This window comes from Mariniflexile sp. (genome assembly GCF_041583155.1).
Lineage (GTDB): Bacteria > Bacteroidota > Bacteroidia > Flavobacteriales > Flavobacteriaceae > Mariniflexile.
The window spans coordinates 24,148-37,234 of the sequence record NZ_JBFHGK010000003.1; the positions used below are offsets into that span (position 1 = coordinate 24,148).

7 protein-coding genes are annotated in these 13,087 nt (G+C 33.1%); 1 reads left to right on the forward strand and 6 read right to left on the reverse strand.

What is annotated here, in order from left to right; all coding sequences use genetic code 11:
* Positions 1-276: 276 nt before the first annotated feature.
* The 5 genes from ABYI63_RS01675 to ABYI63_RS01695 form a co-directional block, all read right to left on the reverse strand.
* Positions 277-1,119, reverse strand: coding sequence for an alpha/beta hydrolase family protein (locus ABYI63_RS01675; protein WP_372752750.1), 843 nt, complete (start codon positions 1,117-1,119; stop codon positions 277-279).
* A gap of 1 nt (position 1,120) precedes the next feature.
* Positions 1,121-3,880, reverse strand: coding sequence for a PD-(D/E)XK nuclease family protein (locus ABYI63_RS01680; protein ID WP_372752752.1), 2,760 nt, complete (start codon positions 3,878-3,880; stop codon positions 1,121-1,123).
* Between the two features lie 75 nt (positions 3,881-3,955).
* Positions 3,956-5,308: an OmpA family protein gene (locus tag ABYI63_RS01685; RefSeq protein WP_372752754.1), complete on the reverse strand. Its 1,353-nt coding sequence runs from the start codon at positions 5,306-5,308 to the stop codon at positions 3,956-3,958.
* A gap of 123 nt (positions 5,309-5,431) precedes the next feature.
* Positions 5,432-6,625, reverse strand: coding sequence for a glycine C-acetyltransferase (kbl, locus tag ABYI63_RS01690; protein WP_372752756.1), 1,194 nt, complete (start codon positions 6,623-6,625; stop codon positions 5,432-5,434).
* A gap of 25 nt (positions 6,626-6,650) precedes the next feature.
* On the reverse strand, positions 6,651-9,785 hold the full coding sequence (locus ABYI63_RS01695) for a UvrD-helicase domain-containing protein (RefSeq protein WP_372752758.1): 3,135 nt from the start codon (positions 9,783-9,785) through the stop codon (positions 6,651-6,653).
* Positions 9,786-9,914: 129 nt separating this feature from the next.
* Between ABYI63_RS01695 and ABYI63_RS01700 the strand changes: the two genes are divergently transcribed.
* Positions 9,915-10,523, forward strand: coding sequence for a superoxide dismutase (locus ABYI63_RS01700; protein ID WP_372752761.1), 609 nt, complete (start codon positions 9,915-9,917; stop codon positions 10,521-10,523).
* A gap of 614 nt (positions 10,524-11,137) precedes the next feature.
* Here ABYI63_RS01700 and ABYI63_RS01705 read toward each other — a convergent pair.
* Positions 11,138-13,036, reverse strand: coding sequence for an amidophosphoribosyltransferase (locus ABYI63_RS01705; protein ID WP_372752763.1), 1,899 nt, complete (start codon positions 13,034-13,036; stop codon positions 11,138-11,140).
* Positions 13,037-13,087 lie beyond the last annotated feature (51 nt).

Below are 13,087 nucleotides of genomic sequence, written 5' to 3' on the forward strand. Positions count from 1 at the left end.
TTAATTAGGATGAAAAAAAAATTTAAAAATCTATAAACAACTGTAATGCCGAAATTTTAAACAACTGAAAACCAATTACTTGTGTAAATTTTGATCTATTAAAAAATTACATTTTTGTAAAAAAAGTGAAGAAAATTACAAAAATGTATAAATTAGGGAAGGGTTGTGTAAAACCGAACCAATTTAAAGGGTTTCGTTTTGATATAAAGTTTTGGCTTTGCGTGAATTTAGAAATGAAAATAAAGCAAATGGTATGTTTTAGGAAGTTTTTTAAGCTTATTTTTTAAGAAATTTTATAGACTTCTTAACAACCTCGTTTAAATGTGATGGCAAATAGTCTTTTTCCCATGGGTGAGATGTACCAAACACATGGTTAGCCTCATCAATTATTTGAAAGTCGCTTTTTGGGTTCCATTCGTGAAGTTGTTCCGCTTCATTTAACAATACACTATCATCCTGATTGCCATGAATAATGAGGTGTGGTTTGTTTAAATTTGAAACTGCGCGTTTGATTGTTAGGCGTTTTTCATTTGCCTTAAAATCTTCATAAAACTGATAATAATGCGGCATTTTCTGCTTGGTTCTTCCGTTTAGAACATGGATTACGCCGGTTTGTTTCCAATTTTCTAAATCGCCGAGGGCCGTCATTCTAGAACCAAAATCACATACACTTGCTAAACTTATAACCTCCTTTATTCTTTCATCTTCTTCTGCCTTAATTAAGGCTATACCTCCGCCTCTGCTATGTCCAATTAATGAAATTCTATCAGGGTTTGCTATGTTTTTTAATTTAGAATTGCTTTCAATCCAATCTAAAACGCTTTGTAAATCGTCTAACTCTTTGGTGTAATTGTTATTTCCAAAAGCTTCCAGATTTGGAAAATCGATGGGTTGTGATACTGTACCACCATTATGTGAAAAATTGAATTTTATAAAGCAAAATCCAGCCTTTGCAAATTGGTCTGCCATCACATTCCAAGCGCCCCAATCTTTAAAACCTTTGTAGCCATGGCAAAAGATGATAATGGGTAGGTTAGATGAATTTTCCATATAGGTTACATCAATTACAATTGGTTTGTGATGGTCTCCATTTATAACAATATCATTGTGTACTAACATATTAAACTTCTTTTTCGGTGAAAGGAATATTAGGATTGCAAATTTCTAAAATAAGCTTTTTTAATTCAATGGTAAATGCATCAATAGTTTCGTTGGTAATTAAGGTTTCTTTTTTTGCATAAGCTCCTGGCTTATCTTTTTTTGCGAATTTTAAAAAGCCGGCACTTAAATTTTTAAATGAAATTATACCAGCTTCAATGGGGAGTTTAATATCACCAGAAAGTTGCATCATTAGGGCATAGGTAAGTACCTGGAAGCTTTTACTAAATTTTTTATAATCAGTTGAAAGGTCTTCCCAATTAACAATTTCAACTAGGTTTTGGTCAACCCGCCCTGTTTTATAATCAATAATTCGTGTTATGCCATTGTACTCATCCACTCTGTCTACTTTTCCAACCAATTTTACAGGGAAGTTTAATTCATCTATAGGCAGATTAACTTCACTTTTTGCTTCAATAGCTATAATTTTTATTTGATTTCCAGCTTTTAAATCTGCAATTTCCAAATCTATAAAATTAGAAACATAACGTTTTGCAATTTCAAAAATAATGAGGTTTTTACCTTTTGAAATATCACCTTCTTTATATTCCTTTTTGAAATGATGGCTTACCTGAGCTTCAATTTGGTTTTTCAGGTTGTTAATTACATCAACTGTTAAGGTTTGGTTTATTAATGGTTTGTAAAAATCTTCGAGTGTATTGTGTACAACGGTTCCTAAGGTGTTTGCGGCTACCGTTTCTTCAACATCATCATATTCATTTATTTTTAATAATTTTTGATAATAAAAATCAATAGGATTTCTAATATATGATGTTAGTGAGGATGGCGAAAAGCCTTGCTTAGCTAGGTTTATGATGTCTTTTTGTAGACTTTCTGTTTTTTCAATACTATTTAGTGCTGTTTCAATAATAGGTACTTGTGGCACTATAATTTGATGATTTAGATTATGAATGCCTTCTAATTCCATTTGTGTGATAAACCTACTTTTTTCACCACCAGTAAGTACATCTGCTTCTGTGTTGTATAAAATGTAAACATTTTTAGCACGCTGTAGAAGTCTGTAAAAGTGGTAGGTGTAAACAGCATCTTTTTCTTTGTAGGTTGGTAGTTTGTTTTCCAGTTTCACATCGAAGGGAATGAAGGAATTATTACTTTTTCCTGAAGGTAGCACGCCTTCATTAACAGACGAAATAATAACAGTTTCAAAATCCAAAACGCGCGATTCCAACATCCCCATAATTTGTAAACCTTGCAAGGGTTCGCCTTGGAAATCTAAAGTTTCGCTACTTAATAACTCTTTATAGATACCAAAGAGGGTGGAAATATCTTTAATGTGCTCATACTTTGTGTTTAATCGGGAAAGTTCATTAAACAATTCATTAAAGCGATACAAGTACTCTAACGCAAGTAAATTTGCAGTCTTATGTTCATCTAAATTATGTTTGATGGCAATTATGAGCTCTGAACAATTTTTTAGCGCATCTGCGATGGATTTATTCCAATTTTCAAATAACAGACTAATAATCTTATTTGATTTTTCTGCGATTTGATGTAAACGGGCAAGACTAACAAAAATGATGTTGTTGTCTTCTATGGTTTCAACGAGTTTAGAAGCGTAGTCTATACCATCAACAAAAAATAAAGGTCTTATAAATTGATGTGATATAATATTGATTACATCTTTAAAATAAAAACCATTTGATGGACTTTTATGTAGATAGAATAGGGCTTCGAACAAAGATGCTAACGGAATGGACTTTAGCGGAAAACCCATAGTTATGTTTAAAGCCTCGCTATTTTCTGGTAGTGAGTTAAGTACTGGAATTAATAAACTTTCATCACCCAGAATAACGGCTGTATTTTGAAGGTTTGGATTGTCCTTTTTTAAGGCATTTAATATGGAACCGATATATTTGGCCTGACCTATGTTTTTAGGAATACCAAAAGTTTGAATGTTTTTTTGTGTAGCGTAGTGTTCAATAACCCAATTGAAAGGGTTGCTTTCATAGTATGGCCAAGTAGCTTTATGATGCTTAGTGAATAAAGCAGCGTCGTGGTTTGGGTGGTTTATAAAAACAGTATCAATATCCCAGTAGACTTTCGCTAACTGATGTTTAAGTAAATCTTGAATAATAGTTTTTTCGCACGTATTTAGTGCATTAAAACCTAAAAAAACGTGTTGTTTGCCTGGGTTCTTCTTTATGTAATCGGCTAAGTTTTCAGCAGCTGTTCTATAAATTAATCCTTGGTAACCTACGCTATTATTTAAAAGTTGCTCTGTGAAATGGGAATAATATAAATGTATTTTTTTCCAAAAAGCTAAGTATTTTTTAATAAAATCGGTTTGATTTCCTTCAACCGACCAATGTTTTAAATCTTGAATATCGCTTAAATATTCAAAAATGTTTTTTTGTGGAATTTGATACCTATCAATTTCATTGAAATCCTGAAGCAGAATTTGTGCCCATTTTGAAAATACTTCAAAAGTATCTGCGTCTTGTTTTTTTGTTAAATGCAGGTAAGTGTTATAGAACTGGAAAAGTAATTCGGTGTTTGAAATGGTTTTTAGTCCGGATAACTCCTCTACAAATTCTTCAATACTTATTATGGTAGGGGAAAAAATAGTTTGATTAGTAACCTTACTAAGTTGGTGTTTTAAAAAGAGACCAGCTCTTTTGCTAGGTAGAATAAAGGTAAGTTCGGAAAAGTTTGCGTTATGTTTTTGCAAGTCTTTTAGAACATCAAAAATAAAAGTTGTCATTGTATAAAAATAAAAAACGCTTCGGATATCCGAAGCGTTTTTAAACTTATTATTTTAAAGTTAACTAGCTTTAAATTATTTAGCTAAGTTAATTTCAACACGTCTGTTGTTAGCTCTACCTTTACTAGTATTGTTAGTATCAATTGGTTTTGATTCACCGTAACCCATTGATGAAAGTCTAGCTGCATCAATACCATGAGAAGATAAATATTCTTTCACAGAATTAGCTCTTGAATTAGATAACTCTTGGTTTAATTTATCGCTACCTACACTATCAGTATGACCTTCTACTGTAAATTTAGAGTTAGGGTATTCTTTAAGAATTTTAATAATGTCAGCTAATACAGCCTCAGATTGAGATTTGATAGAAGATTTTCCTGTATCAAATAAAATTGTTTTAGCGTAAGCATTTAAAGTTTTTTGAACTTCTTCAGATACTTCAGGACAACCATTGTTTGCAACAGTACCTTTTACAGAAGGACATTTGTCATCTTTATCTAATACACCATCACCGTCAGTATCAGGCCAAGGACATCCTTGGTTAGCAGCAGGACCAGCAACAGAAGGACATTTATCGTCAGCATCAGTTACACCGTCACCGTCAGCATCAGGACAACCGTTTAATGCTTTTAAGCCAGCAACAGAAGGACATTTGTCATCTTTATCAGCAACACCGTCACCGTCAGTATCAGGACATCCGTTAAGTTCAGCTAAACCAGCTTCATTTGGACAAGCATCTTTACTATCTTCAATACCATCACCGTCAGTATCAGGACAACCATTGAAAGCTGCAATACCTTTAACGTCTGGACAAGCATCATCTTTATCGTAGATACCATCACCATCTGTATCAGTTCCACCAAATTTGATAGAGATACCAGCAGTGTGTTGGAAATGAGTTTGTAAGTAATCTTCAAAAGCATGTTTGTAAGCTGATTGAACTGTTAAACCGATGTTTTCGTTAAACCAAATGTTTAAACCTAAAGTTCCGTTTAAAGTTCCAGCACCAATGCCATCAACCCAAGTGTAACCACCACCAATTCCTAAATAAGGATCGATAGTTGTACCTTGTAAAAAGTTGTATTTAATAGTTCCATCAACACCGTAGTACGATAAATCATCTACTGAATCATCGCCCCAATTTTCAATTTTGTTTAAAGATCCAGCAACTCCAAAAGAGAATCCGTCACCTACGTATTTAGATACAGCGATTGTTGATAAAGAAGGTAAAATGTTCCAGTGATCACTTACATTGAAGTAGTCTTCAAAAATAGTCTCACTAAATGGAGCTCCATCTCCAGAAGGATAGGCGTCCACTGCATTTGTACCAATTGTAATTTGCCATGGATTGTTTTTGTCTTGCGCATTAGCGTTGCTAAAACCAAGGACTATCAACATAGCGAACAGTAATCTGCTAAGATTTTTCATATTCAAAAGTTTAATTTTTAAGTGTTAATTGTAAACAAAAGTAAGTTGTTAAATGTTATTAACAAAGACAAATATATAAAAAAAACGAAGAATTTACTTCAACCAAGATATTTCAGAACGTTTTTAAATAAGGTTTAATGTTTTTCCAATTGTAGTAAATGCTAGTATTGCTTTGTCTAAATGCTCTTTAGTGTGGGCCGCCGAAAGTTGCACACGTATTCTTGCTTTTTCTTTTGGAACTACAGGATAAAAGAATCCTATAACGTAAATTCCTTCTTTTAAAAGCATATTTGCCATAGTTTGTGCCAGTTTAGCATCGTAAAGCATCACTGGAACGATAGCCGAATCTCCATCTACAATATCAAACCCTGCCGCTTTTATGCCTTTTTTGAAATAGTTGGTATTCCATTCCAAGGTATCACGCAGTTCCGTATTGTTTGCCAGCATATCAAACACTTTAATAGAGGCTCCTACAATGGTTGGTGCTAGTGAGTTTGAAAATAAATAAGGTCTAGAACGCTGCCTGAGTATCTCTATTATTTCCTTTTTACCTGTAGTATAACCACCCATGGCGCCACCTAGAGCTTTGCCTAGAGTACCTGTAATAATATCAACTCTGTTCAAAACGTTTTTTTCTTCTAGTGTTCCTCGTCCTGTTTTACCAATAAAACCTGCAGCATGACATTCATCAACCATTACTAAGGCTTCGTATTTATCGGCTAAATCACAAATTTTATCAAGTGGCGCTACAATACCATCCATAGAAAACACGCCATCAGTTACAATTATTTTAAACCGGGCCCCATTTTTATTGGCAGCAATAAGTTGTTCTTCTAGATCTTCCATATTACTGTTTGCATAACGGTATCTTGCAGCTTTACATAAGCGTACACCATCTATTATGGATGCGTGATTTAAAGAATCGGAAATAATAGCATCTTTTTCTCCAAGTAAAGGTTCAAAAACACCACCGTTAGCATCAAAGGCTGCGGCATAAAGTATGGTATCTTCTGTTTGATAGAAATCGGCAATTTTTTGTTCTAATTCTTTATGTATATCTTGTGTGCCACATATGAAACGAACCGAACTCATTCCAAAACCATGAGAGTCCAAAGTATCTTTGGCTGCTTGAATAACGTCGGGATGCGATGATAGCCCTAGGTAATTGTTGGCACAAAAGTTTAAAACTGTTTCACCGGTATTTAAAGTAATTTCTGCTCCTTGTGTAGATGTGATGATGCGTTCTTCTTTAAAAAGCCCGCTATTTTTTATGTCTTGAAGCTCTAATTCTAAATGGTTTTTTAGTTTTCCGTACATAATTTTATTTTAATTTTTATCAAAATTACACTTCTTTTACTAAAACATGATCATTGATATAGACAAGAATTTTCTTTTTAATGCGAATGTTCATGTCTAATAATACATCTTGATAAGAATGTAATTGTTGAATGTGTTTTTTGTCTTCAAAACCTGTTTTGTAATCAATTATAACCCCTTCATTTTCATTGGTCAAAACCACGCGGTCGGGTCTTAAAATGATACCATCCTTTGCAATTATGTCTCGTTCGTTATAAATAGTTATGTTTGGTAAGTAATAAGCTTCAAGTACTGGATGGTTTACTATTTGTAATGCTATTTTTTTCAACCTTACTGCTTGCTCTGGTGAAATAATAGCAGCATTTAGGTATTCAGAAATCGCCATTTCAACATCGTCTTTTGTTTTAATTTTTGCCATAATGTTGTGAATTAGATTCCCTTTCTCTATTGCTTCCTCTTGGTTAGTATCCCAAAGCATTCCTGATTTTGTTACTACCTTAATATTCTGACTTTCTTTTGAAGTTGAAATAAATTCCGTTTGAACCGTGTTTTCGGATGAAATAAATTTAGGAACACTTTGCCTGCTTTGGGAGCCAAAAGTATAATTAATCTCCGAGTCGTTCCAAACACCCAAGTATTGCAGATAGTTGATAAAAAGTCCTGAATATTTTTTTGTAGTAACATCGCCTTTGGAGGTTGTCTCGTTCGATGAAATGATATAGAGTTGTTCTACCGCACGGGTTAATGTTACGTATAACAAGTTGATGTTATCCAGTTCTTGTTCCGATTTATGTTTAATAAAAATCTCATGTCCAACATTGCCAAAATTTTCAAAATCTTTATTGAAATTTAATAAGGTGTGTGTGAATCCGTTGTAAACTTCTTTGTTTATAGGGAGCCATTCTTTCGGTTCAATCTCCTTGTATATATCCAGATCCGCATAAGGGAAAATGACAACTGGAAATTCCAAACCTTTGGATTTATGAATGGTCATTATCTGTATTGCATCTTGCCCCACGGGAGAAACAATGCTTAAACTTTCTTTTTTCTTTTCAAAATACTCTAAGAAGCCGGAAATATTGGAGCCTTTTTTATTTGAAAATTCCAGAACAACATCTAAATAAAATTGGATATAAGCGTTCGATTTTTCAACCAAATTAAAACTTCTTACAATTGTTTCGGCTAAATCGAACAAGGGTAACTGCAGTAATTGCTGCTTGGAAATATGGATATTAAAAGTTTCAAAACTTTTAAAAAATTGTTCTGAAGAAAGATTTATATGATTAATAAAAAAGTCGTGCTTATTCTCAATTTTAAACTTTGAGGCTAAAAATTCTAGAATTAGTACTTTAATTTCATTGTTTTTTGGTTGAACTAAGATTGAAAGTATATTGTTTATTAAGGCAACCTCAGGAGCATTGCATATAAGTAACGTTTCCGATGAAATAATAGGAATGTTTTTTTGACTTAGATAATTAGCTACTGCTACACCTTCTTTTTTCTTTCGTACCAACACGCAAATATCTTCAAGTTTAAAGTTGTTATCTAAACAATTTTGGATGGTTTTGAACACAGTTTCACAGAATACGTCATCGCGGGTATCCTCCTTTTCTAGGTTTAAAAAGGATAAGGATACGTAACCTGCTTCCTCTTTACTAATGGTTTGTTTTGCATTTTCGTAAAGATTTATGTAAGCATCATTACTAAATACCTGAGATGCTAAATAATTAAAGAAACCGTTGTTAAAATTTACAACCTCTTTGTAGCTTCTATAATTAAAATCTAAACTTTTTACATTTTGTTCAAACAGAAATGGTTTTGATGTTTTATTAAATAAATGTATAAACTGTTCTGCTTTCCCGCCGCGCCAACGATAAATTGCTTGTTTAGCATCACCAACCAACATTGTGCTTCCAGACTCGGTAGCTAAAGAGTTATCCAATAAAGGCATTAAGTTTTCCCATTGCATGGTCGAGGTGTCCTGAAACTCATCAATAAAATAATGTTTAAACTTTTCACCTAAACGCTCGTAAATAAACGGTGTGGGTTGGTTGCATATTTCTTTACTAATAATGCTGTTAAATTCCGAAATGAGCATCTTGTTCTGGTCAATTTTCAACATATTTAATTCATTATTTATCGCATTTAAAACCGATAATGGCGTTATGTTTCTATAAAATGCTTTTAAGAATTTAATATGAAAAACAGCCTGTTTAGTAAGATTGAAAGCTTGTACTATTTGAGGCTGTAATTGTTCAATGGTTGAAGCTGTATGAGCACTCACACGTTTTGGATACAATGTGCCATTTTCAAGATTTTCTTGCCATTTGTTTCCAAACGCAACATCAAAATTTTTATCGGCCAATTTTTGAAAGTGTTTTGGTAAGTAACCAGAGGTGAAGTCATTAAACTCTAGACCGGCTTCTTGAAATAAGGTTAAAAGACTTTCAGCCCCTTCCACAATAGCAGTTTCTGTTGTTGCAATTTCTTTTTTTAATTGAGTTTTTAAAGATTTAAAGTCGTCTAAAGTTTTATCTTTTAAAGTTTCTATAAACGGTATATCGTTTTCATTGGTAAGTAACTTGGCTATTTTATTAAAATCGAATGCCACGTCCCAACTTTTATCATCATCGGCTTTTTCAATAGCAAATTCAACTAATACTTTTGTTAAGATAGCGTCGGTACCAGCTTTGGAAATTAAGCTATCTACCGCTTCACTTAGCAAAGCGTCCTGATCTAATTCAACTTCAAAATTTAATGGAAGTTTTAGGTCGTAAGCAAAAGTTCTTATTAGTTTGTGTGTAAATCTATCAATAGTTGAAATATCAAAAGCAGCATAATTATGCAAAATGGTATTCAATAATAACTTAGATTTTTCATGAAGTTCTTGCGGTGCTATTCGCAGTTCTTGGCAAATAGTTTCGAACATGGAATCAGGATTATCAAGTATCGCTTCATCCGAGAATTTTTTTAGCATTTTAATAATGCGTTCTTTCATTTCAGCAACAGCCTTATTTGTAAAAGTGATGGCTAGAATACGCTTGAACTGCTCCAAGTTTTTTGACTTAAATAAAATTTTTAAGTACTCTTTTACTAGTGTAAAGGTTTTACCACTTCCGGCAGAGGCATTATATATAGTAAAAAGTTGATTCTGAGACATGAAATTTCAAATTTTGCATACAAGATAAAAACTATCAATGATTTGATAACAATTAATTATTTTTAATTGATGGGTTTTATGCGTAAATTTGAAGAGGAAATAAATACTAATAATTAAAACAAAAACATTATGGCTTTTGAATTACCACAATTAGGATATGCTTATGACGCTTTAGAGCCTCATATTGATGCACGTACTATGGAGATACACCACACAAAACATCACCAAGGTTACACTACCAATTTAAATAATGCAATTTCAGGAACTGATTTAGAAGGAAAATCTATTGAAGCCATTCTTGCAGATTTAGATATGAATAATGCCGCAGTTAGAAATAATGGAGGCGGATTTTACAACCACTCTTTATTTTGGGACGTAATGAAACCAGAAGGTAAAGGCTATTTATCTGGTGAATTAAAAGATGCTATCGAAGCAGCTTATGGTTCTAAAGAAGGTTTTATGGATGCGTTTTCTAAAGCAGCAGCAACTCGTTTTGGTTCAGGATGGGCTTGGTTATGTGTTCATAAAGGAGGTAAAGTAGAAGTTTGCTCTTCTCCAAATCAAGATAATCCACTAATGCCAGGTGTTGGTTGTGGAGGTACTCCAATTTTAGGAATTGATGTTTGGGAACATGCATATTATTTAAACTACCAAAACCGTCGTCCAGATTATATAAACGCATTTTTTAATGTAATTAACTGGAATGAAGTTGAAAAACGTTACGCTGAAGCAAAATAAAACATACTTACATGTTTAAATAAAAGCAAGCTCATTTTTATGGGTTTGCTTTTTTTTATGGCGTTACCCGAAAGGGTCGGGCTATACGTTACAAGTCCTCGCTCGTACCTCGCTGTGGGCTTTTCACTGCTATCCCTAACGCAAATTCAAACGATAACAAATAGAAAAGATTAAAAAGTTGGGCAAAATTAATAGGTTAATATCATAAAAGTATATAAAATGAAAAAGGTGAACGAGTGTCCACCTTTTTGCCCCAAATCTACCATAAACTTAACCTACTTATGTTATGGTGAGCCAAATATATATTAGGATAAGCGCTGAATAAAATTTTTTAGTTAAACTACTAATATATTGGCTTAAGCGAGTATAATGCGTTTTAATGAATTTAAACCTAGATAAAAGGAAATGCGACGAAACTAAAGTGCATAAAAAAAGGCGAACGAGAGTTCACCTTTTTTTGCCCCAAATCTACCATGAACTTAACCTACTTATGTTATGGTGATACTAAAGTAGGTCTAATTTAGAAACTCTAAATATTTATTAGATAAAACGCAATTTTTTCAGATTAAATGTAATTAATTGAATTATATCTGTTTAAATTGATTATTTAAAAATTAATAAGCACGTTCTTTATTGCCTTCGTAAAAATTAATAAAGGCACGATTTACAACACGATTACCTCCAACAGTTGGGTAATTTCCAGTGAAATACCAGTCTCCCAAATGCTCTGGACATGCTTTATGTAAATTTTCAACCGGCTGAAAAATAATTTTCACTTCAGCTTTTATGTTTTCAGGACTTAAAAGTTCTCCTATTTTATCAGAAATTTGCTCATCTGTAAATGGATCATAAATCTCTTTTACAAAGTTCTGTACATGTTTGTCGTCCAAATCGGTTTGCTCAATACATTTATCATAAACCTCTTTTACAACATCGTATTTACCAGCTTCTTTTAATAACTCTAAGGCAGCTCTAAAAGCAACTAAACTTTCAAGATTTGCCATATCGATACCGTAACAATCAGGATAACGAATTTGTGGTGCAGATGAAACAACTATAATTTTCTTAGGATTTAGGCGGTCAAGTATTTTTAAAATACTCTTTTTTAAGGTAGTACCTCTTACAATACTATCGTCGATAATTACCAAATTATCATTTGGTTTTATCACACCATAAGTAACATCATAAACGTGTGCCACTAAATCGTCTCTACTACTATCTTCCGTAATAAAGGTTCTTAATTTAACATCTTTAATAGCTATTTTTTCTACGCGAATACGTTCTGAAAGAATATCGGTTACTTTTTCGGCGGAAAGGGACCGCTGTCCAGTTAAAATAGCTGCAGTTTTCTTTTTGTTTAATGCTGCTTCTGCAGTTTCAATCATTCCAAAGAAAGAGGTTTCTGCTGTATTTGGGATGTATGAAAACACCGTGTTTTTAGTATCATTATCAATAGCCTCTAAAACTTTAGGCATTAATAGTTTACCTAACATTTTACGTTCCTGATAAATTTCAGCATCACTTCCTCTAGAAAAGTAAATACGTTCAAAAGAACAAGCTTTTCGCTCTAAAGGTTCTAGAATTTTTTTAATAACGACTTTACCTGATTTTTTAGTAATAATAGCATGTCCTGGAGCTAATTCTTTTACGTCTTCAAATTTCACATTAAAAACGGTTTGAATTACGGGTCGTTCGGATGCAATTGCAACAACTTCGTCATCAATATAATAATAGGTTGGTCTGATGCCCGCAGGATCTCTTAATACAAAAGAATCTCCATGCCCAATTAATCCTGCCATAGCATAACCACCATCCCAATCTTTAGCTGCTTTTTTTAAAACCTTTGCAACGTTTAAGCGCTCGGCAATTAATGGTGAAGCCTGGTTTTTGCTATAACCTTCTTTTTTTACGTCTTTGTAAATTTTACTTACCGCATCATCTAAAAAGTGACCAATTTTTTCCATGATAGTAATGGTATCGGTATACTCTTTTGGATGTTGCCCAAGTCGGATTAGGTTTGCGAATAATTCTTTAACATTGGTCATGTTAAAGTTTCCAGCCATAATTAAGTTTCTGTGCATCCAGTTGTTTTGTCTTAAAAACGGATGTACACTTTCTACACTATTTTTTCCGAAAGTACCATAACGTACGTGGCCTAAAAACACTTCACCTATGTATGGAATATGTCTTTTTTGCAATGTCACATCATCTGCATATTCTGGATGTGATACAAATTCTTTATTTATACGTTCATTTATTTGAGCAAATATGTCTTGAATGGGTTGTTGTGCAACAGAGCGCACACGACTTATGTAGCGTTCTCCAGGTTTGGTGTCCAATTTAATACTGGCAAAACCGGCACCATCTTGCCCGCGGTTGTGCTGTTTCTCCATCATGAGGTACATTTTGTTTACCCCATAAAACGCACTACCATATTTTTCTTTATAAAATTCTAACGGTTTTAAAAGTCTTAAAACAGCTATACCACATTCGTGTTTTATTGCATCACTCATTTGTAAATATTTTCGCTTTTTCGGAAATTATAATTTATATTAAAAACGCGC

Excerpts from the sequence above, each read along its gene's own strand:
- ABYI63_RS01700 (WP_372752761.1), top strand. The coding sequence starts at position 9,915 with ATGGCTTTTGAATTACCACAATTAGGATATGCTTATGACGCTTTAGAG.
- kbl (WP_372752756.1), bottom strand. The coding sequence starts at position 6,625 with ATGTACGGAAAACTAAAAAACCATTTAGAATTAGAGCTTCAAGACATA.
- ABYI63_RS01675 (WP_372752750.1), bottom strand. The coding sequence starts at position 1,119 with ATGTTAGTACACAATGATATTGTTATAAATGGAGACCATCACAAACCA.
- ABYI63_RS01695 (WP_372752758.1), bottom strand. The coding sequence starts at position 9,785 with ATGTCTCAGAATCAACTTTTTACTATATATAATGCCTCTGCCGGAAGT.
- ABYI63_RS01680 (WP_372752752.1), bottom strand. The coding sequence starts at position 3,880 with ATGACAACTTTTATTTTTGATGTTCTAAAAGACTTGCAAAAACATAAC.
- ABYI63_RS01685 (WP_372752754.1), bottom strand. The coding sequence starts at position 5,308 with ATGAAAAATCTTAGCAGATTACTGTTCGCTATGTTGATAGTCCTTGGT.
- ABYI63_RS01705 (WP_372752763.1), bottom strand. The coding sequence starts at position 13,036 with ATGAGTGATGCAATAAAACACGAATGTGGTATAGCTGTTTTAAGACTT.